Source organism: Amycolatopsis sp. NPDC101161 (assembly GCF_044768185.1).
In the GTDB taxonomy this organism is placed as follows: domain Bacteria; phylum Actinomycetota; class Actinomycetes; order Mycobacteriales; family Pseudonocardiaceae; genus Amycolatopsis.
This window is the reverse complement of the sequence record NZ_JBIWPI010000004.1, coordinates 1,001,826-1,026,924: the sequence shown is the minus strand read 5'-3', so window position 1 is coordinate 1,026,924 and position 25,099 is coordinate 1,001,826. Positions and strand designations below refer to the sequence as shown.

Annotated in this window: 21 protein-coding genes; 17 read left to right on the top strand and 4 right to left on the bottom strand. The window is 71.5% G+C overall.

The window, feature by feature from the left end:
* Window positions 1–31 precede the first annotated feature (31 nt).
* The gene (locus ACIRSS_RS32695; RefSeq protein ID WP_400901554.1) at window positions 32–3,118 is read right to left on the bottom strand and encodes a BTAD domain-containing putative transcriptional regulator; all 3,087 of its coding nucleotides are present in this window, start codon (window positions 3,116–3,118) and stop codon (window positions 32–34) included.
* 127 nt (window positions 3,119–3,245) lie between these two features.
* Between ACIRSS_RS32695 and ACIRSS_RS32690 the strand changes: the two genes are divergently transcribed.
* From ACIRSS_RS32690 to ACIRSS_RS32655, 8 genes are all read left to right on the top strand, one after another.
* Window positions 3,246–4,379, top strand: a complete 1,134-nt coding sequence (locus ACIRSS_RS32690; RefSeq protein ID WP_400901552.1) for a DegT/DnrJ/EryC1/StrS family aminotransferase — start codon at window positions 3,246–3,248, stop codon at window positions 4,377–4,379.
* 22 nt (window positions 4,380–4,401) lie between these two features.
* Window positions 4,402–5,331 (top strand): NAD-dependent epimerase/dehydratase family protein, encoded by a 930-nt coding sequence (locus ACIRSS_RS32685; protein WP_400901551.1) that lies wholly within the window; start codon window positions 4,402–4,404, stop codon window positions 5,329–5,331.
* A gap of 32 nt (window positions 5,332–5,363) precedes the next feature.
* Window positions 5,364–6,560: a glycosyltransferase family 4 protein gene (locus tag ACIRSS_RS32680; protein WP_400901550.1), complete on the top strand. Its 1,197-nt coding sequence runs from the start codon at window positions 5,364–5,366 to the stop codon at window positions 6,558–6,560.
* Entirely contained in the window at window positions 6,547–7,173 is a 627-nt protein-coding gene (locus ACIRSS_RS32675) for an acyltransferase (protein ID WP_400901548.1), read from the top strand. Before ACIRSS_RS32680 ends, ACIRSS_RS32675 begins: the two co-directional genes overlap by 14 nt.
* Window positions 7,174–7,182: 9 nt before the next feature.
* Window positions 7,183–7,566 carry a hypothetical protein gene (locus ACIRSS_RS32670; RefSeq protein ID WP_400901546.1) on the top strand — a complete coding sequence of 128 codons (384 nt, stop codon included), beginning with the start codon at window positions 7,183–7,185 and terminating at the stop codon, window positions 7,564–7,566.
* A gap of 228 nt (window positions 7,567–7,794) precedes the next feature.
* The gene (locus tag ACIRSS_RS32665) at window positions 7,795–8,301 is read left to right on the top strand and encodes a SigE family RNA polymerase sigma factor (protein WP_400901544.1); all 507 of its coding nucleotides are present in this window, start codon (window positions 7,795–7,797) and stop codon (window positions 8,299–8,301) included.
* Window positions 8,298–9,005, top strand: coding sequence for a hypothetical protein (locus ACIRSS_RS32660; RefSeq protein ID WP_400901543.1), 708 nt, complete (start codon window positions 8,298–8,300; stop codon window positions 9,003–9,005). Before ACIRSS_RS32665 ends, ACIRSS_RS32660 begins: the two co-directional genes overlap by 4 nt.
* A 40-nt stretch (window positions 9,006–9,045) precedes the next feature.
* Window positions 9,046–10,437, top strand: a complete 1,392-nt coding sequence (locus ACIRSS_RS32655) for a M20/M25/M40 family metallo-hydrolase (protein WP_400901541.1) — start codon at window positions 9,046–9,048, stop codon at window positions 10,435–10,437.
* Here ACIRSS_RS32655 and ACIRSS_RS32650 read toward each other — a convergent pair.
* Window positions 10,434–11,390: a Gfo/Idh/MocA family protein gene (locus tag ACIRSS_RS32650; RefSeq protein ID WP_400901539.1), complete on the bottom strand. Its 957-nt coding sequence runs from the start codon at window positions 11,388–11,390 to the stop codon at window positions 10,434–10,436. The genes ACIRSS_RS32655 and ACIRSS_RS32650 overlap by 4 nt on opposite strands.
* Window positions 11,387–12,493, bottom strand: coding sequence for a DegT/DnrJ/EryC1/StrS family aminotransferase (locus ACIRSS_RS32645; protein ID WP_400901537.1), 1,107 nt, complete (start codon window positions 12,491–12,493; stop codon window positions 11,387–11,389). Before ACIRSS_RS32645 ends, ACIRSS_RS32650 begins: the two co-directional genes overlap by 4 nt.
* A gap of 149 nt (window positions 12,494–12,642) precedes the next feature.
* Between ACIRSS_RS32645 and ACIRSS_RS32640 the strand changes: the two genes are divergently transcribed.
* The 7 genes from ACIRSS_RS32640 (at window position 12,643) to ACIRSS_RS32610 (ending at window position 19,106) form a co-directional block, all read left to right on the top strand.
* The gene (locus ACIRSS_RS32640) at window positions 12,643–13,362 is read left to right on the top strand and encodes a UDP-N-acetylglucosamine acyltransferase (RefSeq protein WP_400901535.1); all 720 of its coding nucleotides are present in this window, start codon (window positions 12,643–12,645) and stop codon (window positions 13,360–13,362) included.
* 11 nt (window positions 13,363–13,373) lie between these two features.
* Window positions 13,374–13,616, top strand: coding sequence for an acyl carrier protein (locus ACIRSS_RS32635; RefSeq protein WP_400901533.1), 243 nt, complete (start codon window positions 13,374–13,376; stop codon window positions 13,614–13,616).
* Window positions 13,609–14,340 carry a glucose 1-dehydrogenase gene (locus ACIRSS_RS32630; RefSeq protein WP_400901532.1) on the top strand — a complete coding sequence of 244 codons (732 nt, stop codon included), beginning with the start codon at window positions 13,609–13,611 and terminating at the stop codon, window positions 14,338–14,340. Before ACIRSS_RS32635 ends, ACIRSS_RS32630 begins: the two co-directional genes overlap by 8 nt.
* On the top strand, window positions 14,337–15,731 hold the full coding sequence (locus tag ACIRSS_RS32625) for an AMP-binding protein (RefSeq protein WP_400901530.1): 1,395 nt from the start codon (window positions 14,337–14,339) through the stop codon (window positions 15,729–15,731). The genes ACIRSS_RS32630 and ACIRSS_RS32625 overlap by 4 nt, the downstream gene beginning before the upstream one ends.
* Window positions 15,728–16,780 (top strand): acyl-protein synthetase, encoded by a 1,053-nt coding sequence (locus tag ACIRSS_RS32620; protein WP_400901528.1) that lies wholly within the window; start codon window positions 15,728–15,730, stop codon window positions 16,778–16,780. The genes ACIRSS_RS32625 and ACIRSS_RS32620 overlap by 4 nt, the downstream gene beginning before the upstream one ends.
* Complete coding sequence (locus tag ACIRSS_RS32615; RefSeq protein WP_400901526.1) at window positions 16,777–18,018, top strand: acyl-CoA reductase; 1,242 nt, start codon at window positions 16,777–16,779, stop codon at window positions 18,016–18,018. Before ACIRSS_RS32620 ends, ACIRSS_RS32615 begins: the two co-directional genes overlap by 4 nt.
* Before the next feature lie 107 nt (window positions 18,019–18,125).
* Window positions 18,126–19,106, top strand: a complete 981-nt coding sequence (locus tag ACIRSS_RS32610; RefSeq protein ID WP_400901524.1) for a YbhN family protein — start codon at window positions 18,126–18,128, stop codon at window positions 19,104–19,106.
* 188 nt (window positions 19,107–19,294) lie between these two features.
* On the opposite strand, the gene ACIRSS_RS32605 is transcribed toward ACIRSS_RS32610, so the two are convergent.
* On the bottom strand, window positions 19,295–21,181 hold the full coding sequence (locus ACIRSS_RS32605; RefSeq protein ID WP_400901523.1) for a DUF6541 family protein: 1,887 nt from the start codon (window positions 21,179–21,181) through the stop codon (window positions 19,295–19,297).
* 152 nt (window positions 21,182–21,333) lie between these two features.
* Between ACIRSS_RS32605 and ACIRSS_RS32600 the strand changes: the two genes are divergently transcribed.
* Entirely contained in the window at window positions 21,334–22,992 is a 1,659-nt protein-coding gene (locus ACIRSS_RS32600) for a hypothetical protein (protein ID WP_400901521.1), read from the top strand.
* The gene (locus ACIRSS_RS32595; protein WP_400901519.1) at window positions 22,989–24,575 is read left to right on the top strand and encodes a hypothetical protein; all 1,587 of its coding nucleotides are present in this window, start codon (window positions 22,989–22,991) and stop codon (window positions 24,573–24,575) included. Before ACIRSS_RS32600 ends, ACIRSS_RS32595 begins: the two co-directional genes overlap by 4 nt.
* Window positions 24,576–25,099: the final 524 nt, after the last annotated feature.

Below are 25,099 nucleotides of genomic sequence, written 5' to 3'. Positions count from 1 at the left end.
AGGCTACGCGAGCGGGGAAGGGGAGCGGCGCTCAGTCCGCCAGCCCGGCCGTGGTCAGCGCCTTCTGGGCGCTCATCCCCAGCCCCGTTCCGTACGCCCGCTCGAACGCCTCGGTGCCCAGCGACTCGACGACCCGGGCCCGCACCGAGGAGACGTCCGGGTCGCCGCTGATCGCCGTCCCGCGGACGCCGGCCGCCGCGCCCAGCAGGATCGCCGCGGGTTCCGGCCGGGCCACCCCGGCCAGGCCCTCCAGCGCGAACGCCACCACGTCCGCCGCGTGCCAGCGGTGCCCGGCCAGCAGCGCCTCCCGGTGCAGCGGGGCCGCGTCGGCCGGGCGGCCTTCGGCCAGTGCCACCCAGCCGAGTGCGATCAGCACCGAAGCCCGGGCCGTCTCGGCCGCGAACGAGCCGCCCGGGCACTCGGCCAGGGCGCGCTCGCAGAACTCCCGGGCCGCCGGCAGGTCCTGGGAGAGACGGGCCAGCGTGGCCAGGCCGACGAACGCCGCCGCGCGCGACTCGGGCATGCCCGACCGCCGGGCCGTGGCGGCCGCCAGCTCGTAGTCGGCGCGGGCACCCGCCCGGTCGCCGGCCAGCAACCGGGTCCAGGCGCGGCGGCACATCAGGTCCGCGACGTCGTCCATCGCGCCGATCGCCCGCATCAGGCCCAGGGCCTCGTCCATCAGCGGCAGCGCGGCATCGTGCTCGCCCCGCCAGGTCAGCAGCTGCGACAGGTGGTCGAGCGCCATCGACAGGCCCCACCGCTCGCCCAGGGCGCGGAACTGGACCGCGCCCTCGCGCAGGCCCTCCTCGGCCGTGACGAGGTCGCCGGCCATCATCGCGCTCAGGCCCATCCCCATCGGCAGCAGTGCCCAGCCCCAGGGGTCGCCGGCCGCCAGCAGACCTTCGCCGCGGCTGGTCAGCCTGACTTCGCCCGGGGGCCCGCCCACCACGCCCAGCAGCATGACCGTCATGGGGTGGCTGGGCCGCCAGGAGTCGTCCAGGACGTAGCGCCGGACCAGCGGGAGGTACTGCTCGAGCGACTCGTGCGGGTGCCCGGACACCGCGCCGAGCACGCACACCAGGAACTCCTCGGCGTACTCCTCCTGCAGTTCGGGAGGGCAGCGCGAGACCACGGCGAGCGACAGCACCGCGCCCTCGAACCGCCGACCGCGCATCCACCAGTACATCGCCAGCAGCGGCACCAGCCGCAGCGCGATTGCGACGTCGTGCTCGGTGGACCAGCGCAGCGCGGCCAAGAGGTTGTCGTACTCGGCGTCGATCCGGTCGAGCCACTCCAGCTGCGCCGCGGTCCGCAGCATCGGGTCGGCTTCCTCGGCGAACCGCAGGAAGTACTCGGCGTGCGCGCGGTGGACGGCCTCGGTCTCGCCCGCTTCGGCGAGCTTCTCCGCGCCGAACGCGCGGATCGTCTCGAGCATCCGGAACCGGCCGCCGACGGCTTCGACCAGCGACTTGTCGGCCAGTTCGAGCACCAGTTCGGCGTCCGCGCCGCAGACCTCGGCCGCCGCGGCCAGCGTCGCGCCGCCGGGGAACGCCGCCAGGCGCCGCGCCGGCTCGCGTTCCTCGTCGTCGAGGAGGTCCCAGCTCCACTCGACGACGCCGCGCAGCGAGCGGTGCCGCGCCTCGGCCGTCCGGCTGCCGCGGCCGAGCAGCCGGAACCGGTCGTCGAGCCGGGCCGCCATCTCGCCGAGGGCCAGGCTCCGGACGCGGGCCGCGGCCAGCTCCAGCGCCAGCGGCAGGCCGTCGAGGGCCGCGCAGATGTGCTGGACGTCCCCGATCGTCGTCTCGTCGACGACGAACGCGGGATCGCTCGCGGCCGCGCGCTCGGCGAACAGCCGGACGGACGGGTACGCCAGTGCCTCCGCGGCGGGCGTGCCGGGCGGCGGAACGGCCAGCCGCGGCACCGGCGCCAGCTGCTCGCCGGTGATGCCGAGCGGCTCGCGGCTGGTGGCCAGCACCCGCAGCCCCGGGCACGCGGCGAGCAGCCGGCCGGCCAGCCGGGCCGCGACGTCGACGACGTGCTCGCAGTTGTCGAGCACGAGCAGCACCGCCCGGTCGCGCAGCGCCGAGATCAGCCGGTCTGCGGGGTCCTGCGGGCCGCCGCGCGAGCTCTCGCGCAGGCCCAGCGCGGCCAGCACCGCGCCGGCGACTCCAGGGCCGTCGTGCGGGGCGAGTTCGACGAACGCGACCGGCCCGGAATCGACGGCGGCCGCTTCGACAGCCAGGCGCGTCTTGCCGGTGCCGCCCGGCCCGGTCAGCGTCACGAGCCGGCTGCGCCCCAGCAGGTCCGCGACCTGCCGCAGCTCGCCGTCGCGGCCGACGAAGCTGGTCAGCTGCGCGGGCAACGCCGGGATCGCGGGCTTCTCGGTCTCGCCGCGCAGCACGGCGAGGTGGGCTTCGGCGAGGTCTGGACCAGGGTCGGCGCCCAGCTCGTCGGCCAGCGTGCGCCGGGCGTCCTCGAACGCGGCCAGCGCGTCGGCCGGCCGTCCCGCGGCGGTCAGCGCCCGGACGAGCTGCGTGCGCGGGCGTTCCCGCAGCGGCTGCGCGGCGACGGTCTCGCGCAGCTCGGCGAGGACGTCCTCGGCCCGCCCGAGGGCCAGCCGGGCTTCGACGTGGTCGTCCGCGGCGTCGGCCCGCAGCTCGTCGAGCCGGGCGGCCTGGGCCGCGGCGAACGGCGCGTCGGTCAGGTCGGTGAACGCCGCCCCGCGCCACAACGCCATCGCTTCACCGAGGACAGTGGCCGCCCGCGCGTGCTCGCCGTTCTTCAGCAGCGTCCGGCCTTCCCGGGCCAGGCTTTCGAAAGCGTGAACGTCCACTTCGTCCGGTTGGACGACCAGCCGGTACCCGGCGGCGGTGAACTCCACCGGCGCCAAGTCCTTCAACGCCGTCCGCAGCCGCGAGACCTGCGACTGCAACGCGTTCGCCGCGCCGTCGGGTGGGTATTCGCCATACATGCCGTCGATCAGCCGCTCGGCCGGGACGAACCGCCCGGCTTCGAGGGCGAGCAGCGCGAGCAGCGTTCGCGACCGCGGGCCGCCCACCGCCACCTGCGTGCCGTCTTCCCCCCACGCGGCGACCGCCCCCAGGACCCCGAATCGCATGCGTCCAGCTTAAGACGGCTGCCGACCTGGGGAAGTTGTCACTCGAAAGTGGTCTTCGGCGTGGGGCTGTGAATCACCTGAGTGAGCGTCTATACACTTCGCCGGGTCCCCACGCAATGGGAGAGGTATGTCGACCGACAGCATTGCCCTTGGTCAGCCGACCGTGGGCGAAGAGGAGCTCGCCGCCGTCGCCGAGGTCTTCCGATCCGGCTGGCTGGCCGGCGCCGGACCGGCGTGCCGCCGCTTCGAAGAGCGGTTCGCGCAGGTCACCGGCACCGCGCACGCGTTGACGACCGCGAACTGCGGCTCGGCGCTCTTCCTGGGCCTCAAGGTCCTCGGCGTCCAGCCGGGTGACGAGGTCATCGTCGGCGACTACACGTTCCCGGCCACCGGCCACGCCGTCGTGCAGGCCGGCGCGAAGCCGGTCTTCGCCGACATCCGCCCGGACGTCTTCAGCGCCGACCCGGCCCACGTCGAAGCGCTGATCACGCCGAAGACGGTCGGCATCCTCGCCGTCGACGTCGCCGGCCAGCCCGGTGACTTCGACGAGTACCGCGCGATCGCCGACAAGCACGGCCTCTGGCTCTTCGAGGACGCCGCGTGCGCCGCCGGCGCGACGTACAAGACACGCCCGGCCGGCAGCCTCGCCGACCTCGCCGCGTTCTCCTTCCACGGCCGCAAGGGCATCACCGCGGGCGAGGGCGGCGCGCTGGTCTCCGACCGCGAAGACCTCATCGCGCACGCCCGCAAGCTGCACACCTACGGCATCGAGCCGGCGATCAGCCGCGAAGGCTCGAACGCGCTGCCGATCCCCGAGTTCCACGAGCTCGGCTACAACTTCCGCATGTCGGACGTCCAGGCCGCGATCATGAACGTCCAGCTCGACCGGCTGCCGGACCTCCTCGCCGCCCGCCGGTCGGTCGCGAAGCGCTACCACGAGGCGTTCGACGACATCGACGCGCTGACCGTCCCGGTGGAACTGTCCGATCGGGAGCACCCGTGGCAGGCCTACCTGCTGACGGTCGCGCCGGAGATCAGCCGCGACACGCTCGCCCTGCGCATCCGCGAAACGGGCGTCCAGTGCAACTTCGGCACCTACGCCTCGCACCTGCAGCCGATCTACGGTCCCCAGGCGCCGCTGCCCGTCTCGGCCGACGCGTTCGCGCGCCAGCTCGCGATCCCCATGCACGCCAACCTCACCGACGCCGAGGTCACCCGCGTCGGCGAGGTCGTGCGCGAAGCCGTGCAGTCCCTGTCCTGAAGCCCCTACCGAGGAGAAATTGGTGTCCGACAAGAAGGTGCTCTTCACCGGGGGCGGTGGGTTCATCGCCGCGCACGTCATCCCGCTGCTGATCGAGGGTGGCTACACGGTCCGGATCTTCGACAACATGACCCGCGGCGACCGCGCCCGCGTCAACGAGTTCGTCGCCACCGGCCAGGTCGAGCTGGTCGAGAAGGACGTCCGCTACGGCGGCGCGGTGCGCGAGGCCATGCGCGGCTGCACGCACGTCATCCACTTCGCGACGGTGTCGATCAACAAGTCGATCGCCGACCCGCACGAGTCGATCGACATCAACATGATCGGCAACCACAACGTCTTCGCCGCCGCCGCGGACGAGGGTGTCGAGCGCCTGGTGTTCGCCTCGACCGCGTCGGTCTACGGCGAGCCGAAGCGGCTGCCGATGCACGAGGACGACGAGCTGCGCCCGCTCACGCCGTACTGCATCTCCAAGCGCGCCGGCGAGGACATGCTCGGCTTCTACGAGCGCACCAAGGGCCTGTCCTGGAACGCGCTGCGCTTCTTCAACGTGTACGGCCCGGGCCAGAAGATCGAGGCCTACTACACGTCGGTGATCAACCACTTCATCCAGCGCCTGCGCGCCGGCCAGCCGCCGATCATCGACGGCCGCGGCGACCAGTCGATGGACTTCGTGCACGTCACCGACCTCGCGCGGGCCGTCGTCGCGGCGCTCGAGTCGGAGCAGGCGAACCTGCCGATCAACATCGGCACCGGCATCGACACGTCGATCGCCGCGCTCGCGAAGATCCTCATCGAGGCCGTCGGCGTCGACGTCGAGCCGCTGTTCAACGAGCGTGACGTGCTGGTCTCGCGGCGCGCCGCGGACATCACCCGCGCCCGCGAGGTGCTCGGCTGGGAGCCGCGGATCACCGTCGAAGACGGCATGCGGGAACTGGTCAAGGAATCCGAGTGAGTGCCACCGCGGGGCCGGCCCGAGGACGTGCGATGCGCATCGCGGTGGTCAACAACTTCTTCCCGCCCCGGGTGGGCGGCAGCGCGCACATGGCGGCGTCGCTGGCGGCGCAGTTCGTGGCGGCCGGGCACGAGGTCCTGGCCATCACGGCCGCCTACGCCGACGCCCCGGCCGAGGAGGAGCGCGACGGCTACCGCGTCGTGCGCCTCCCCGCGGTGAAGATGCCGCAGGTCGGCCTGTCGATCGACTTCGACATGAGCTTCGCGTCGCTGCGGCCGGGCAACTGGCGGCGGCTGTGGAAGCTGCTGGACGAGTTCAAGCCGGACGCGATCCACCTGCACGGCCAGTTCTTCGACCTGTCGTGGCTGGCCGGGATCTGGGCGCGCCGCCACGGCGTGCCGACGCTGCTGACCATCCACACGCTGCTGATCAGCGACAACAAGCTGTACGGCGGCGTGTTCCGGCTGCTCGACGCGGTGCTCGTGAAGCCGATCCTGAAGTACCTCCGGCCGCGCTACGTCATCCTCGACAAGCTGGGCGTCGACTACTGCGTCGAGCGGTACGGCACCAGCGACGCGAACTCGGAGTACTTCCCGATCGCGGTCGACACCGGCCACTTCGAGAAGCCGGTGACGAAGGACGTCCGCGCGGAGCACGAAATCGGCGACGCGCCGCTGATCGTCTCGCTCGGGCACGTCATCCCGCTGCGCAACCGGCTGCCGCTGATCGAGGCGCTGCCGTCCATTTTGGACAAGCACCCGGGCGTCCGGGTGGTCGTCGTCGGCCGCGTGTACCACGACGCGTTCCTCAAGCGGGCGGCCGAACTGGGCGTCTCGGACGCGCTGGTGGTGACGGGCGCGGTGCCGAAGGCGGACGTCCCGGCGTACTTCGCGGCGGCGGACATCGTCACGCACGACCTCAACGGCGGCTGCGGCACGGCTTCCCTGGAGGCGATGCTGTCCGGGACGGCGACGATCGCGTCGGTGACCGAGGACAACTACCCGGGCATCGAGCTGCGCAACGGCGAGAACGTGCTGCTGGTGCGTCCCGACGACTCGGAAGCCGTGGCGCGCACGGTGATCGAGCTGCTCGACGACCCGGACCGCCGGGCCGTGATCGCGCAGCGCGAGAGCGAGATGGTGCGGTCGAACTTCGGCCTCGACGTCGTCGCGGAAGAACACCTCCGTACGTTCGAGAAGCTGGTGTCGGAAGCCGATGTTCTTCGATGACGAGCGCAGCCACCGGCTGCGCCCGCAGATCCTGACCGAGCTCGTTTCGCAGTACATGAACGACGCCGAGCGCGCTCAGTTCTACGGGCTGCCTTCGACGTGCCGCGTGCGCGAGCGCGTGAAGATCATCAGCCCCGAGAACCTGAAGATGGGCGACCACTGCTGGGTGGGTGAAGGAGCGGCCCTCGACGCGAGCGGCGGGCTCGAGATCGGCGAGCACACCAGCATCGGCCTGAACACGCTGATCTTCACGCACTCGAGCTGGCTCGCGAACATGACGCTGCAGAACCATTCGGGCAGCGACCTGATCGAGCGCAAGCCGGTGAAGATCGGCAAGGGCTGCTTCATCGGCGGCCTGGTGGTGATCATGGCGGGCGTGACGATCGGCGACTTCGCGACGGTCCAGCCGAACTCGGTGGTGGCGAAGGACGTTCCGCCGCGGACACTGGTGGCCGGCAACCCGGCGCGGGTGTTCCAGCGCTACGACGAGGAGTACATCCAGTCCGAAGTGGACCGGGTCCGCACGGAGAACGCCCGCCGCCGCGCGATCGCGGAGGAACGCGGCGCGGACGCGTCCGGCTGGGGCGCGCCGTCGGGCGACTTCTCGGAGTAGCGTTGGCGGGTGCTCGACGCCACTGGGGAAGAAACGGCTTCGGACCGGCCTGACGACCGGCTGCCCTCCGTGCTCCGCTTCGCGACGGAACTCGTCGCCTGGGTGGCCACGCCGTGGGCGCTGGCCGGCCAGTCATGGCTGCTGGCGGCCCTGTCGGTGGTGGTCCTGATCGGCCTGCCGACCTGCTTCGCCACGCCGGGGGACAAGGCCAAGGTGCTGGTCGCGGTGCCGGGGTGGGTGACGATCCTGCTGGTGCTGCTCCAGCTCGTCGCCGCGGTCGTCAGCTCGTGGCTCGCCTGGCCGGCCTGGGCGGCGGTCGCCGTGACCGTGCTCGCGGCCGCCACGGTGGTCACCGAGCGCCGCCGGTGGCGGTGGCTCGCCGGGCAGCGATAGCGCTCTCTCTGCCGGTTGGATGACGGCAGCGCCGGCGTGGGTCGCCGGCGCCGCCGTCGCGGAACCGCCCGATCGTCGGCGGCGAAGCCCTGCGCACGGAGGCGCACGCAGCACAATCTAGTACTTCGTGACCGAGCGCGAGATATCGATTACACAACGTTCGCAAGATCGAGAAGCAACCTTTCCGCGGCCCGGCCGTCGCTGGGAAAGGACGGAACGAGGTGACCCATGGCGCGCGGCGACGACGAGTTCGCGGACTTCGTGCGCGCGTCGTCGGCGAGGCTCACCCACGCCGCCTACCTGCTCACCGGTGACCGCCACCAGGCCGAAGACGCCGCCCAGACCGCCTTCACCCGCACCTACGCCGCCTGGGTGCGAGTCCGCCACAAGGACGCCTACGGCTACGCCCGGACCGTCCTGGTCAACCACGTCATCGACGGCTGGCGGCGGCCGATCCGCGAGTACGCCACCGAAGCCGTGCCCGACCGGCCCGACCGGTACGACGTCGACAAAGCCGTCACCCAGCGGGCCTGGCTCACCGCTGTGCTGCGGACGCTGACCGACCGCGAACGCGCCGTCGTCGTGCTGCGCCACTTCTTCGACCTGCCCGAGGCCGACGTGGCCCGTGAGCTCGGCGTTTCGCTCGGTACCGTCAAGAGCACGAACTCGCGGGCGCTGGCCAAGCTGCGGGTCGAGGCCGGCGAGGACACCCTGATCGGGGGGAGCGGGCGATGAACGACCTCGACGACTTCCGCGCCGCCCTCCGGCAGCCGCCCGACGAGCCCTTCGCCGAGCCGGACCTCGCCGCCATCATGGCCGGGGGCACGCGCCTCCGGCGTCGCCGCCGCGTGCTGACCGGCGCGGCCGGGATCGCCGCCGCGGCCGTCGTCGTGCTGGTGTTCGTCTTCGCCGTCCAGCTGCGCCAGCCCGCGCCCGCGCCGATCGCGCAGCCGCCCGCTCCGGTGCCGGCCACCTCGACGACCCCCGCGCCCGCCGAGGACCAGCCGATGGGGGCCGTGATCGGGACCGGGATCCGGACCGGGCGCGGCGAGATCGTCTTCTTCGCGCGGCCGGTCGACCTGCCGCAGCTGCCGGACATCCACTTCGGGCTGGTCGCCGGCTTCCGCTCCGGGGGAACGCTGCAGTCCGTGCTGATGACGAACGAGTTCCGTGGCTCCGACCGGTCGTTCGGCTTCCACGCCGCCGACGGCGGCGAGCTGTCCGGCAACGACGTGATCCCGGTGTTCGGCTACTTCGCCGGCCAGGTCGCGCGGATCACGACCACGGTGCACGGCAAGACCGTCGACGCCAGCCTGGCGAAGTGGAGCGAGGACCCGAACGTGGTCGTCTTCTGGTTCGACCCCGTGGCCGTGCCGAACTCCGCGGTCCTGACCCCGCTGATCGCCTACGACGCGGCCGGCAAGCGGCTCACCAAGTAGGCGGTACCCGGCGGCACCGCGCGGGCGTAAGAACCCAACCGTGACCTCTCGACGAGCGTTCCTCACCGTTTCGGCCGCGGCCGTGGCGGCGTCCACGGTCGGTGTCCCGGCGGGTGCCGCCGAACTCGGCGACCGCGGGCCCGGCGTCCCCGTCCGGCCGCAGCGTCCCGGCCCGGACCTTCGCGCGCTGCTGCGGCAGGTCGACGAACGGCGGATCGAGGCGACCGTGCGGCGGCTGGCCGCGTTCGGCACGCGGCACACGCTGTCGGCCCAAGACGACCCGGTGCGCGGCATCGGTGCCGCGCGCGACTGGATCTTCGCGCAGTACCAGCAGATCGCGGCCGCGTCCGGCGGCCGGCTGACCGTCGAGCTGCAGTCGTACGTCCAGCCGCCGGCCGACCGGATCCCGGTGCCGACCACGATCACCAACGTCGTCGCGACGCTGCACGGGTCCACCGATCCCGGCCGCGTGTACGTCGTTTCGGGGCACTACGACTCGCGCTGCACCGACGTCATGAACTCCACCGCCGACGCACCGGGCGCCGACGACGACGCGTCGGGCGTCGCGGTCGCCCTGGAACTGGCACGCGTGCTTTCGACCCGGCAGCCGGCCGCGACGATCGTCTTCGCCGCCGTCGCGGGCGAGGAGCAGGGGCTCTACGGCGCTCGCCACATGGCGCAGCAGTTCAAGGCCGCCGGCACCGACGTCCAGGGGATGTTCACCGACGACATCGTCGGCGCCAGCCGGGCCGACGACGGCACGCGCGACCCGTTCACGATCCGGCTGTTCGCCGAAGGCGTCCCGACCGCGGAGACGCCGGCCGAGGCGAACCTGCGCCGCAGCATCGGCGGCGAGAACGACTCACCGCCGCGGCAGCTGGCCCGGTTCGTGAAGTCGGTGGCGGAGAACGACGCGACCGGCATGGCCGTCCGGGTGATCTACCGCCGCGACCGCTACCTGCGCGGCGGCGACCACATCGGCTTCCTCGAGCAAGGCTACCCGGCGGCGCGGTTCACCGAGCCCGCCGAGGACTTCGCGCACCAGCACCAGGACGTCCGCGTCGAGAACGGCGTCCAGTACGGCGACCTGCCGGAGTTCTGCGACTTCCCGTTCATCGCCCGGGTCGCGCGGGTCAACGGCGCGGCCCTGTGGTCGCTGGCGACGGCGCCGGGAACGCCGAAGGGCGTGAAGATCCGCACAGCCGCGCTGACGAACGACTCGGAACTGCTGTGGGACGCGACCCCGGGCGCGGCCGGCTACGAAGTCCTCTGGCGTGAGACGACGGCCCCGGACTGGACGCACGCGCTCGACATCGGCCCGGCGCTGACGGCGAAGATCGACCTGTCCAAGGACAACGTCTTCTTCGCCGTCCGCGCGGTGGGCCCGGACGGCCGCCGGAGCCCGGCGGCCTTCCCGGTGCCGGTGAGCTAGGCCGCGGCCTGCGTCAGGACCTGCTCGACGACGTGGTGCGACGGCAGGATCAGGTCGCGCTCGGTGTCCGCGTCGATCTTGCCCTCCAGCAGGTCGCAGAACCGGTCCAGCTGCGTCGCGAGCGGCTCGCGCGCGGTGACCAGCTCCGGGATCTCGATCACCGTCTGCTGCCGGTAGCCGAGGCCGTCCGGGGTGACGGAGTCGTGCGAGACGTGCCGGTAGATCGTGACGTCGCGGCGCAGCAGGTCGATCTCGATCAGCCGGTCCAGCTCCGACACCACCAGCGAGCGGACCTTCTTCTGGCCCAGCCGCGACGCCGACACCGTGGCCAGGCCGGTCGGGAACGACAGCACCGTCTCGATGGTGTCCTCGGCGCCGTCGACCGACGACGGGTGGAAGTACCCCGCGCCGGACGTCACGCGCGAAGGCGTCGCGCCGCCGAAGAACTGGATCGCCAGGTCGACGTCGTGCACCAGCAGGTCCCACGCGACGCCCGTCTTGATGCGCGGCGCGTACGGGCCGTGGCGGCGGGCCATCAGGTGCACCGGCTCCTGCACCAGCGCCCGCGCGGTCATGACCGCCGGGTTGTAGCGCTCCAGCAGCCCGCACATCAGCGGGATGTCGTTCTTCGCCGACAGCGCGACGATCTCCTGGGACTTCTCGAAGCTGTTGCAGACCGGCTTTTCGACCAGCATCGGCTTGCCCTGGCGGAAGATCTCCTGCGCCAGGTCGTAGTGCACCTCGGTGGCCGAGGCGAGCACGACGGCGTCCACATCGGACAGTTCGCCGATCTCCGGCGTCCACTGCGTCTCGTACCGGTCGGCGACCGCCTTGCCGGCTTCCTCGCGCGGATCGATCACGCGCACCAGGTCGACGCGCTCGTTCTGGGCGAGCACGCGGGCGTGCAGCGATCCCATGTTCCCGGTGCCGACAAGAGCGATCCGATGCGTCATGCGCCCAGTACCTCGCGAACGGTTTCGATGATGGTGTCCAGGTCGGACTCGGTCAGGTGCGGGTGCACCGGTAGCGAAAGCGCTTGCGCGGCAACCGCCTGCGCCACCGGGAAGTCCTCGACGCGCGCGCCCGGGATCAGGTCGTGACCCGCGTAGCAGTCGTAGTCGAAGACGATCTTGGGGTAGTAGATGCCGTTGCCGATGCCGCGCTCGGTGAGCGCCGCGGCCAGCTCGTCGCGCGACAGGAACGCGTGCGGCCCGACCAGCACCGTGTACTGGTGCCACACGTGCTCGCGGCCCGGCAGCACCTGCGGGACGTCGAGGCCCGGCGTGCCCGCGAGGCCCTCCGAGAGCCGCTTCGCGTTCGCCTGGCGGGCCGCGGTCAGCTGGTCGAGCTTCGCCAGCTGCGGGATGCCGACGGCGGCGTGCAGGTCGGTCATCCGGTAGTTGTGCCCGGCGACCTCGTACTGGTAGCGGGCGCGCATGCCCTGGTTGCGCAGCACGCGCAGCTTGTCGGCCAGCGCGTCGTCGTCCGTCGTGATGACGCCGCCCTCGGCGGTGGTGATGTTCTTCGTCGCGTACAGCGAGAAGCAGCCGATGCCGAACGAGCCGGCCTGCTTGCCCTCGAACGACGCGCCGACGGCTTGCGCGGAGTCCTCGATGACCTGGAGGCCGTGCTCGGCGGCCAGCGGCGCCAGCTTGCCCATGTCCGCCGTCTGGCCGTAGAGGTGCACCGGCATGAGCACCTTCGTGCGGCCGGTCACCGCCTTGGCGACGGCGTCCGGGTCGATCGCGAAGTCGTCGCGCCGGATGTCGGCGAACCGGACGGTCGCGCCGGCCTCGAGGATCGCGTTGAGCGTCGCGACGAACGTGAACGGCGAGGTGATGACCTCGTCACCCGGCTTCAGGTCGAGGACCTGGAGGGCGGCGACCAGCGCGGTCGTCCCGTTGTTGACCGCGATCGCGTGCTTCGTCCCGGAGACCGCCGCGAAGGCGTCTTCGAAGCGCTTGACCATCGGTCCCTGTGCGATGGCGCCGGAGCGCAGCACCTCGACGACGAGGTCCTCCGCGTCGCGAACGTCGACCACGGTGATGGGGATCATGGGCAGTCTCTCTCGGCAGGCGATTTCGGCGCGTCCGGTACAGTGAGCCGCCGGTTCTGCGCCCGGCCGCCCTGCATCAACGCGGGCCACACGTTACCGGGCGCGGTAGCACGCCCAGTACCCAGCCGCCGACGAACGGACGACCACCCGTGGCCAACCGCATCCACCCGACCGCCGTCCTCGGCGAAGGCGTCGAACTCGGCGACGACAACGTGATCGGGCCGTTCGCGGTGATCGTCGGGCCGGCGCGGATCGGCGACGGCAACTGGATCGGCCCGCACGTGACGATCGGCACGCCCGGCGAGGACCGCGGCCGCCCCCACCCGGCCGCCTGGGAGGCCGCGCCGGTGGGTGACCCGGATCACGACGGCCACGGCGTCGTCATCGGCAGCCGCAACCGGATCCGCGAGTACGTGAGCGTCCACCAAGGGACCTGGCGGACGACGACCGTCGGGAGCGACGGCTACTTCCTGCGCAACTCCCACATCGCGCACGACTGCCTGGTCGGCGACGGCGTGACGATCGCGTCGAACGCCGTCACGGGTGGCCACTGCCACATCTGGGACGGCGCCAACCTCGGCATGGGCGCGATCCTGCACCAGAAGGTCGTGATCGGGCCCGGCGCGATGATCGGGATGGGCTCGGCGGTGCGGCGCGAGATCGGCGCGTTCACCATCGCCGTCGGCAACCCGGCCCGCGTGACCGGCGTCAACGTCGTGGGCCTGTCCCGCCGCGGTCTCGACGAGGAGACGATCGAGGCCCTCGGGCCGTGGCTGAAGGGCAAGGAAGGTCTCCCGGACGTCACGCTGCCCGGCGACCTCTCTACCTTGGTAAAGGCGTGGGACGCCCGCCCGCGCGAAGAGCACTAGGAGTCATGCACATGTCGGTTGCCCCCAAGCTGCGCGAGGTCTTCGTCGAGGCGCTGGACCTCGACGGTGACGTGGACGTCGAGAACCTGAAGTACCGCGACATCGAGGCGTGGGACTCGGTCGGCCACATGGCGCTGGTCGCGGCCATCGAGGACGAGTTCGACGTCGAGTTCGACACCGACCAGGTCATCGACATGTCCAGCTTCAAGGTCGCCGTGGACATGGTGACCGAGCTGCAGGCGAAGAATGCCTGATCTGTCCGGTCGCGTCGCGCTCGTCACCGGCGGGACGCGGGGGATCGGCCTGGCCACCGCGCGCGCTCTGGCGGAAGCGGGCGCGACGGTGGTGCTCACCGGCCGCGACGAAGCCCGCGCCAAGGAAGCCGCTTCGGCGGCCGGCGCGGCGGCCGGGCTCGCCCTCGACGTCACCGACGCGAAGGCCGTGTCTTCGCTGGTCAGGAGCGTCGCGAAGGAGCACGGCAAGCTCGACATCGTCGTGGCCAACGCCGGGATCATGGAAGACGCGCTGCTCGGGATGATCCGCGAGGAGCTCGTCGACACGACGCTGAGCACGAACGTCGCCGGCACGCTGCACACCGTCCAGGCCGCGGCCCGGGCGATGATGCGGAAGAAGACCGGCTCGATCGTCGTGCTCGCCTCGATCGTCGGCGAGTACGGAAGCGCTGGTCAGACGGTGTACGCGGCGTCGAAGGCGGCGGTGGCGAACATCGCGAAGTCGGCGGCGAAGGAGCTCGGCCGGTCCGGGATCCGCGTCAACGCGGTCGCGCCGGGCGTGATCGAGACCGACCTGACCGCGGGCCTGAGCGAGGACGCGAAGGCGGAGAACACCGGCAAGACGCCGCTCGGCCGGCTGGGCCGGGCGGAAGACGTGGCGAACGCGATCCGGTTCCTGGTGAGTGATGAGGCGTCCTTCATCACCGGGCAGGTGCTGGGCGTCGACGGAGGCTTGGTGCTGTGACGCTGTTGGGTGCGGGAGCCCGGCTGGTCGATGTGGCCGGGGGCCGCACGCTGGCGGGCGCGGAACTGTCGGCCGAGGTCGGCCGCTCCATGGAGGCGCTCGCCGCCCTGCCGGTCGGCGTCGTGTTCGCGCGGATGGCGGTCGACCTGCCGAGCGTGCTGACCTACCTGGGCGCGTTCGAATCCGGCCGGGCGATCGCGCTGATCGACCCGGCGCTGGACGCGGACGTCCTGGCCGGGCTGGTCGCGCGGTTCCGCCCGGCGGCGGTGCTGTCGGCGTCCGGCGACGCTCCGGACGGGTACCGCGTCCGGGGCTCGGACTGGGTCCGTTCTTCGGAGGAGGGCGTCCAGCCGCACCCCGATCTGGCCGTCCTGCTGCCGACCAGCGGGTCCACCGGCAACCCGAAGCTCGTCCGGCTGTCGCGGCAGGCGATCCTTTCGAACGCCGACGCCATCGCGCAGGTGCTGCACATCGACGCCGACGAGGTCGCGCCGACCTGCCTGCCGCTGCACTACAGCTACGGCCTGTCGGTGCTGAACTCGCACCTGGTGCGGGACGCGACCGTCGTGATCGAGCCGTCCGGCGTGCTCGGCCGCGGCTTCTGGGACGCGGTGAACACCTACGGCGTGACGTCCCTCTCGGGTGTCCCGTACCACTACGAAATGCTGCGGCGGCTCAAGTTCGACCCCGCGAAGTACCCGACGCTGCGCACGCTGACGCAGGCCGGCGGGAAGCTGCGCGACGAGCTGATCGCCGAGTTCAACGAGAAGATGCTCGCTGTCGGCGGCCGGATGTACGTCATGTACGGCCAGACCGAGGCGGCGCCGCGGATGACGACGGTGCCCGCCGAAAAACTGGCCGAAAAGCTCGGTTCCGCCGGGCCGGCGCTGCCGGGCGGGAAGTTCGCGGTCCGCCGGGACGACGGCTCGGAGACCACGCACCCGAAAATTGTCGGTGAGGTCGTCTACCGTGGGCCCAATGTGATGCTGGGTTACGCGGACGACGAGTCCGGCCTGGCCAAGGGCGACGAATACGGCGGCGTGCTCGCCACCGGTGACCTCGGGTACCTCGACGAAGACGGGTACCTGTTCATCACCGGGCGGCTCAAGCGCATCGGCAAGGTGTTCGGCAACCGCGTCAGCCTCGACGACCTCGAGCAAGCCGTGCGCACGGCGGCGGTCGGGATCGACGTGGTGGCGGCGGTCCCCGCCGGCGACAAGGTGGTGCTGTTCGCCGAGGGCGCCGACGCCGGCATCTGCAAGGACGCGTCGCGGGCGCTGTCCGAGCGGCTGCACCTGCACGTCAGCGGGTTCGACGTCCGCCCGATCGACACCGTGCCGCTGCTGGCCAGCGGCAAGATCGACTACCGGTCACTGGAGGCGAAGGTATGAGCGTGTTCACTCGGTCGCAGGCCGACCGGGAGGCCTTGCTGCTGCCCGAACTGGCCTCGTTGACGGCCCACCACCGGGCGAACTCCGAAGGCTACGACCGGATCCTGTCGTCGCTGGGGATCGCGCCGGACGCTTCCTTCGCCACGATCGCCGACCTGCCGTGGCTGCCGGTGCGGATGTTCAAGACGCACGACCTCAAGTCGGTGCCGGACAGCGAGGTCTTCAAGACGCTGACGTCGTCGGGCACCACCGGCGCGGGCGCGTCGCGGATCTACCTGGACAAGGTGGCCGCGGGCGCGCAGACCAAGCAGCTCGGCGCGACGCTGCAGGAGGTCCTCGGCGGCGAGCGGCTGCCGATGTTGATGGTCGACACGATCGGCATCATCAAGAACCGCCGCTCGTTCTCCGCGCGCGGCGCGGGTGTGCTGGGCATGGCGAACTTCGGCCGCAAGCACACGTACGTGCTCGACGAGAACGACCAGCCGGACGTCGAGGCCGTCAAGAAGTTCCTGGCCGAGTACGGCGACAAGCCGTTCCTGATCTTCGGCTTCACGTTCATGGTGTGGCTGTACCTGTACGAGGTCGCGCGGGACAACAACCTCGACCTGTCGAACGGGATCCTGATCCACTCCGGTGGCTGGAAGAAGCTGATCGACCGCGCGGTCGACAACACCGAGTTCCGCCGCCGGTTCAAAGAGGACACCGGGCTCACCCGGATCCACAACTACTACGGGATGATCGAGCAGATCGGCACGGTGTTCCTCGAAGGGCCGTCCGGGAACTCGCTGTACTGCCCGGACTTCGCCGACGTCGTGATCCGGAACCCGGAGACGTGGGAAGAGCAGCCGGTCGGCGAGCCGGGCGTGATCGAGGTCGTCTCGACGCTCCCGACGTCGTACCCGGGGCACGTGCTGCTGACCGAAGACCTCGGCGTCTACAACGGCATCGACGACGGCGACTGGCCGGGCAAGCACTTCTCGGTGCTCGGCCGGCTGCCGAAGGCCGAGGCACGCGGGTGCTCGGACACGTTCTCGGGAGCGGCGGCGTGACTTCTCTGACGCAGCGTTTTCCCTCTGCTCCTTCGCTCGAGGTCGGCACGCTGGTCGACGAGCTGCGCGCCGCACCGCCGGGCGGCCGGCTGCGCGTCGGCGACCCGCGCGTCGTCGAGTTCATCGCGAAGTTCGCGCGCAAGCTGCTGGCGCCGGCCACCGCGCGCCGGTTCCCGGAGCTGGCGTCGCTCGGCTTCTTCCTGCGCAAGGGCGAGATCGCCAAGGCATTGTCCACTTTGGACACCACTGGCGGCGCGCTGCGGTTCCCGCGCGGGCTGGTGTTCCACGTGCCGCCGGCGAACGTCGACACGATCTTCGTCTACTCGTGGGCGCTGTCGGCGCTGGCGGGCAACCACAACGTCGTGCGGGTGTCGTCGCGCTCGGCCGGGGCCGCCGAAGCGGTGCTGGAGGCGCTGAACGCGGCACTGTCCGAAGTGGACTCTTCGGTCGCGGACGTGATCCGGGCGACCCAGCGCATGGTGACTTACGACCGCAGCGACGAGGTCAGCGGCGCCCTGTCGCTGGCCGCCGACCTGCGCGTCATCTGGGGCGGCGACGGCTCCGTCGCGGCGCTGCGCAAGTACCCGCTCGCGCCGCACGCGCGTGACCTGACGTTCCCGGACCGCTCGTCGTTCGCCGTCGCTTCGGTGGCGGGCTGGCAGCGGGCGTCCGCGGAGGAGCGCCGCGCGGCCGCCGAGGGCTTCTACAACGACTCGTACTGGTTCGACCAGGCCGCCTGCTCGTCGCCGCGCGCGGTGTTCTGGGTGGGTGACGCCGCCGGTGCGGCCGCGGCCGGCCAGGAGTTCCGGACGCTGCTGGCGTCGGTGCTGGAGACGAAGCAGCACGTCACCGAGCCGGCGATGGCGGTCCAGAAGCGGGTGTCGGCCTACGGCGCGGCGGTCGACGGGCTGGTCAAGGAGATCGCGTTCGACGGCAACGGGCTGGCCACTTTGGAGCTCACCGACCCGGCGATCCTGCCTCGGGAATGGCTCGGCGCGGGCACGTTCGCGAACGCGCGAGTGTCCACTTTGTCCGACCTGGTGCCGATCGTCCTGCGCAAGGACCAGACGGTCAGCCAGTTCGGCTTCACCGCCGAGGAGCTGACGGAGTTCGCGTACGAGCTGGCGGGCCGTGGCGTCGACCGGATCGTGCCGTTCGGCAGCGCCCTGACGTTCTCCGCGGTCTGGGACGGTTACGATCTGCTGGCCGAATTCAGCCGCCTGGTCACGGTGCAATGAGGCTTGTTCAGCCGTCGGCCGCCGCATGACTTCCGCGGTGATCAGCACCGTGCGGTCGGGCCGCGGCGGCCTGACCAGAACAAGCCTCAGACCTGAGGAGACCGTCGATGACGACAGTTGAGACGCCAGAGGATCTTCCTGCTGCCGGAAAGCAGCGGAAGTCCACCAAGGCGAAGATCCTCGACGTCGTCAGATGGGTCGCGATCCTGCTGGTCATCGGCTTCGCGGCGAAGCAGCTGGCCTCCAACTGGGGCGAGTTCTGGCACACGCTGCGTGACGTCGCGTGGCAGTCGTCCCTGCTCAGCCTGGTGGCCCTGGTCGCGGCGATCATGGTGTCGACGTGGGGCTGGCAGGTGATGGTCGACGACCTGGGCAAGCCGATCGGCTACGCCCGGGGAGCGCAGATCTGCCTGGTCGGCTCGCTCGGCAAGTACGTGCCGGGGTCGGTCTGGGCGTACCTGCTGCAGATGGAGCTGGGCCGCAAGGCGGGCCTGGCCCGAGCGAGGATCTTCACGGGCTCGCTGATCCAGCTGGGCGTCGGCGTGGTGTCGGCCCTGGTGGTCTCGCTCCTGGCCGCGCCGGCGGTGTTCAGCAACAGCCCGCGGGCGATGTGGCTGTTCGTGCTGATCCCGGTCGGCCTGGCGATGCTCCACCCGAAGATCCTGACGTGGGGCACATCCCTGGTCCTTCGTATCCTCCGGCGGCCCCCGCTGGCCCACCCGCTGGGCTGGAAGGTGGTGGGCAAGGTCTTCGGCGCCTCGACGGCGGCGTGGTGCCTCCAGGGGATCCACCTGTGGCTGCTGGCGAACTCGGTGGGAACGCCGGGCTTCAGCGGTTTCGTGCTGTGCGTGGGCGCGATGGCGGTGGCGATGACGGTGGGCACGTTCGCGTTCATCCTCCCGAGCGGCGTGGGAGTGCGCGAGGTGGCCCAGGTAGCGGTGCTGACGGCGAGCGGCCTGACGGTCGGCCAGGCCACGGCGTTCGCGGTGGCCTCCCGGGTGATGTTCACGGTGGCGGACCTGCTGACGGCGGGCATGGCAGCGGTAGCGGCCCGCTCAACCCGCCGCCCGGCGGTCACCGCCGCCTGACGCCCGCGCGATCGCCGTTTTATCCACAGCCAGCCGCGCCCCCTCTGCCCGACGGGCGCCTCCGAGGCGGTCCGAGAACCTCACTTCAGCTAATAGCGCCTGGTCAGCGGGTACGTGCCCGGGCTCGGCCGGAGTTGTCCACCAGCTGTCCCCAAGTTGTCCACAGCCTCTACGCACATGTGGACAACTCAAGGCACCAGCCGGTAGATCACCGCGTCCGAATTGCGCCACGCCTCCTTCAAAAACGGCTTCCCCGCCAACCCCACCAACCCCGGCTGATAAGGCTCCGCCGGCGCCGGCAACGGCACCCCCAAAATCACCCACCGCACGTTCAACCGCTGAACCGCCGCCCGGACCGCCGGGTCCGTGTCGTAGTCGTGAAACCGCTCCGCCAGCAACCGCGCGTCCGAAGGCGGCAATGTCTGGTCGTAATGCGCCGCCACCGTCCGGACCCCCGACAGCGCGTACGTCCACGCCGTTCCGTCGAAGCGGTCGTTCATCGCCCACTCGCCCGGGGCCGCCAGCTTGCCCAGCTCCACCATCGCCGCTTCCTCGCCCGGCGTCACGTGCAACTGCGAAGGGTCCGCCGCCTGGTAGCCCGTGTACACGCGGGCTCCATTCGAGCGGAAGTACAACCCGTTCGACAGCACCACGAAACCCAGCAGCACCACCACCGCGACCGCCACCGCTGGCACGCGCGAGGGCAACCGCTCGCGCAGCCACGCCTGCGTCGACGCCAACCCGTGCGCCGCCAGCACGCACAGCGGAATCGCCGCCATCGAAAAGAAGCGGTACGGGTCGTCCCACCACGGGCGGGACAGGGCCATCACCCACGGCGCGTTCGACGACGCCACCACCATGTACGCCAGGCCCGTCACCGCCGCCGTCAGGCCGATCCAGCGCAACGCCCCCGCCCGCGTGAAGAACACGATCCCCAGGAACAACGCCACTGACAGCCACACCTGCGGGTGCGCCTCGAAGTGCTGGAAACTCAGCAACGCACCCAACGCCGTCGACGCGCGCCACTCGCTCGGCCAGCCGAAGTACGGGACGTCGCCCGTGGCCAGGCCCAGCGCTCCGAACAACTGCAGCCAGGCCACCAGCAACGACACCACCGCGATCGGCAGCAGCGCCAGCAGGTCACGCCCGATCCGCCGCCACGACGACAACCAGCGCTGCACCAGCACCGGTCCCGCGAACAGGATCCCGCCGAACAGCGTCGACGAATGGATGCACAGCAACCCCACCGCCGTGAGCAGCAGCACGAACCCCGTGTCCGGTGCGACCCGATCCAGGTACCGCCGCAACGCCACCGCCGCCAGCGGTGTCAGCGTCACACCGAGCGCGAACGGCAGCAGCGGCCCGCGGTCCATCGACTCGTAGACGCCCATCACCGGCGCCACCGCCGTCAGCGCCACCGCGCCCGCGAACACTGCGCGCCCGCGGAACTCGCGGACCAGCGTCACCAACGACAACGCCAGCAAACCCGGCAGCAGCAGCGTGTTCGCGTCGAGTGTTGCCGGGATCGACCCCCCGCTCAGGCGGTAAGTCACCGACGCCAGCAGGTGGTAGGCGTTGGGGTAGAACACCGGCAGCGCGTCGCCGTACCAGTTCACGTGCCCCGTGCCGAACAGGCCGCCGTCGCCGGTGTCGGCGATGTAGCGGACGGCGTTGCCGTGGTACACCGCGTCGAAACCCTGCGGCAGCGCGCCGATGTGGCCCAGCCCGCGCAGCGTCGCGTAGAAGCCCACCGCCGCCCCGAACAGCAGGCACGCGCCCACCGCGAGGTGCCCGCGACGGTCCCACAGCCCGGGTTCCGGCTCGGGCGCCCAGCGGCGGACCGTCAGTTTCCGGACACCATAAGCGATCGCGGCGAACACGAGCGTCGAAAGGGCGTACGTCAGCGGGGTGAACGACCACCCGATCGCCGCCGTCCACGGGCCGGTCAGGCCGCCGATCGCGTAGCTCAGCAACGGTGCCAACCCGGCCAGGGCCCAGCCGCGCAGTCCCACGGCGAGGCCGGTCAGCAGGCCCGGGACGGCGATGACGGCAATGGCAACGCACACGGAGAGCACGCTGGAGACTAAGCCGCCGATGATCAGTGAGCGGTCCCGGGGGTTGGAGTCCGAACGCGACACTCCGTCGCGATACCCGAACGGGTTATATTGACCAGTGCGTTTCCCTGCTTGACTGACGCCGGGCGGAGCGATCTTCACGAGGGGGCCGGGTGGTCTACGCGGTCGTGGTGGCGTGGCTGGTCCTCGCCGCGATCGTGGTGCTGACCTGGGGACGCCTCGACACCGACCGCGGCTGGCGCGGCTTCGTCCTCGCCCTCACGCTCGGCCTTTCGCTGCTGCACCAGCTGCTGTTCGCCACCGTCACCGAAGACGCGCTCGTGTCGTTCCGCTACGCGCAGAACATCGCCGACGGGAACGGCCCGGTGTTCAACCCCGGTGAACGAGTCGAGGGCTACACGAACTTCCTCTGGCTGGTCCTGATCGCCCTCCCGCGGGCCGCGTTCGGCGCCGACGTCCGGACGGCCGCCGTCGTGTTCGGGGTCGTCGCCGCGCTCGGCTGCGTCCTGCTCTCCTGCTTCCTGGTCAACCGGATCGTCGCGGCGGCCGCCCCGGCCGGTGCCGAGCCGCGCCCGGCGATCGGCGTCGCCGCCGCGGTGCTCACCGCGAGCGCCGGCGGCCTCGCCGTCTACGGGCCGTCCGGCTCCGAGGTCGCGTTGTTCGTCCTGCTGCTGCTCGCCGTCTGCTACTCGCTCGTGGCGCGCCGGCCGGTGGTCGCCGGGGTGCTCGTCGCGTTCGCCGTGATGACCAGCCCGGAGGGCCTGGTGGCCGGCGTGCTCGCCGGCCTCTGGCTGGTCGGGGCCGCGCTGAAGAAGAAGCACAGCTGGTGGGCGCCGGTCGGGTACCTGCTGGGCGCGCTCGTGTTCCTGATCCCGCGGCTGGCCTGGCGCGCGACGTTCTACCAGCACTTCCTCCCGGCGCCGCTGGCCGCGAAGCTCGGCGGTCCGCTCGGCTCGCAGGTCGACGCCGGCTGGCCGTACCTGTCCGGGTTCGCCTTGGCGCACCAGGGTTTCCTGCTGCTCGGCCTGGTCGCCGCGGTCGCGCTGCTGCTGCGTCGCACCGACGCCGCCGAGGCCCGCACGCTGATCTGGCTGCTCTTCGCGATGGCGGTGGGGCTCGCGGCCGCCGCGGTGCTGATCGGCGGCGACCCCGGGCCGGCGTGGCGGGTGCTGGCCCCCGTGCCGCCGCTGATCGCCGTCGCGAGCGTCGCCACCTACGGCGTGCTGACCGTGGACGCCGAGGCGAAGCCGTCCCCGCGGCCGAGGGCGTGGGCCGCCGCGACGCGGCTGGTGCCGGTGACGGCCTGCGGGCTCGCCGGCATCGCCGTGCTCGTCTCGGTGTTCAGCCCCGACATGCTCGACCGCGTGCGCGACTGGCGCGCGCACGGCGACGAGCTCAGCGCGATCGGCGGCTGGCTCGGCCAGTACCTGCCGCCCGGGTCGGTCGTCAGCGCCGCCGCGCCCGGCGCGCTCGCCGCCAACGGTGGCCAGCTGCTCATCGTCGACGTCCTCGGCCGCACCGACGACCACATCGCCCGTGACGGCCGGCACGCCGACGGCGTCGCGACCGACTACGACTACGTCGTCAACGGCCGCCGCCCGACCGTCGCCGTGCCCGCCGACAGCGGCTACGCCGACCGCCAGCACTGCGTGATCGACCCGGTCTACGCGGGCAAGTACGAGGTCGCCACCTTCCGCCGCCTCGGCACGCCCTACTGGGTCTCGGTCTACCCGCGCGCGGAGCAGGCGAAGTCGGTGGTCACGGACCTGGACCGGAGCCCGGACTTCCGCTACGTACCCTGTCCTTCGTGAAGCTCGACGTCCCGAAAGCGCGCCTGGGTGCCGAAGCCCGGCTCGGGATCGGGGTCTTCGGGACGTCGCTCCTGCTCTTCGTGGTCCGGTTCCTGGTGCCGCGGCCGATCGCGATGTCGAACAACGGCGACGGCGGCCGCGTGCTCTGCGGCGCCGGGATCACCTGGAAGGGCTTGCCCGAGCCGTTCGTCCACCTCGCCTACACCGCCGCGCCGGGCGCGCCGCCGTGCCGGCCCACCTACCTGCTGACGCAGAGCTGGCTGGCCGAGGCGTCCGTCGGGCTCGCCCGGCTGGCCGGGTTCCCCACGACGCTGAGCCTGGTCGTGCTGGGCCTGCTGAGCAGCATCATCGCCGCGGCGGCCGTGACGGCGATCGTGCTGGGCCTGCCGTACCCCTTCCGCGTCCGGCTGGCTGCGGCGGCCGGGCTCCTGCTGGTCGTCGCCGACTCGGCGTTCTTCGGCTACTTCGCGGCGATCCTCGGCGAAGGCGCGGCCTTCCTCGGCCTGCTGCTGATCGCCGGCGGCCTGCTGCTGACCGCGCGCGAGGGCCGGTGGAGCTACGCGGGGATGGCGGTGACGTTCGCCGGCGGCGTCCTGGCGGTCAACGCCAAGGTCCAGACGCTGATCATCCTGCCGATCCTCGCGCTCGCGGTGCTGCTCGTCCGGCCGGGCGCGCTGCGCGGGGCGAAGCGGTGGGCGGCCGCGGCGCTGGTCATCGGGGCCCTCGGCGCCGTGACGCTGTTCGCGCAGCAGAGCGTCGAACCCGCCCGCGCGCCCGACGGCACGTACACCGCGTTCCCCGGCGACGACTCGCGCGAGATCAACATGGTCAACTCGGTCTTCCTGAACATCGTCGACGGCCGGCACGACACCCAGGCCGACCTCGCCGCGCTCGGCCTGCCGCCGTCGTTCGCCCAGTACGCGGGCAACGGCTGGTGGCACCCGCACCCGGTGACGCTGGACCCGCTCTACCCCGGCTACCGCGACAAGATGACCCGCGAGAACGTCCTGGGCTTCTTCGCGAGCCACCCCGGCCGGACGCTCGAAGTGCTGGACCGCGCCGCGACCGACCAGCTGACCGCCCGCCCGGACTACCTCGGCAGCTTCGACCAGGAGGCCGGCTTCGCGCCGCACGCGCAGGAGTACCGGGTGCCGGTCGTGTCGTGGCTGACCCGCCTGATCAGCCCGCTCGGCTTGTTCGCGCTGGTGCCGATCTGGCTGTTCGTGCTGGTCAGGGCGTGGGTCCAGCGCCGCGGTCCGCTGGGTGTCGTGCTGGCGTTCCTGCTCGCCGTCTCGCTGACGCAGTTCGGCACCGCGGCCCTCGGCGACGGCATCGAGGGCGTGAAGCACCAGTCCGTCGCGCTGTTCACGCTCCTGCTCGCGCTCGTCCTGGCGGCGCTGCCTCAGTCGCGGTCGAGCGAACCGCGGTGGGGGAGGAACTCCTCGGTCGGCGGGCCGTCGTCGGCCGACGGAACCGGCCTCGGCGCCGGCTTCGGCCAGAACGGCGGCACCTCGAGCAGCACGAACACGAGCAGCCCGGCCAAGCCGACCAGGAAGATCGTCGACGACGACGCCAGCTTGTAGTTCACGGCGAGGTAGAGGAAGAACACCACGCCGACCCAGATGCGCCGGGCTTCGCCGCGGTGCTCGTCGAGCACGACCGCGACCAGCCCGAGGACCAGCGGCGCCATCATCACGAAGACGCGCTGGGTGTCCGTGGCGACCAGCCGCCCGGCGAGGCAGCACAGGCCCAGCCAGACGCTGGACACCAGCAGCAGGCTCTTGGTGCCGCTGCGCCGGTATTCGCGGTAGAGGCCGTAGGCGAAGATCAGCCAGAAGAAGCTGAACGTGCTGTACAGCGCGGCCTGGTCCACGCCCTTGTTCGACGACAGGGCGAACCGGATGTTGCCCAGCAGGCCGCTGTTGGCCTGTCCGGCGCCGAACCCGTAGTCGCCGCCGATCAGCGCCTGGGCCCACAGCCGGAACGCGAAGTAAAGCCCGCCCGCCACGACCACGGCGACCAGCCCGCCGATGACCTGCTTGTCCCGCAGCGACCGCGACCGCGTCCACGCCGCCAGCGGGTACAGCGGCGCGAGCAGCAGCGTCGT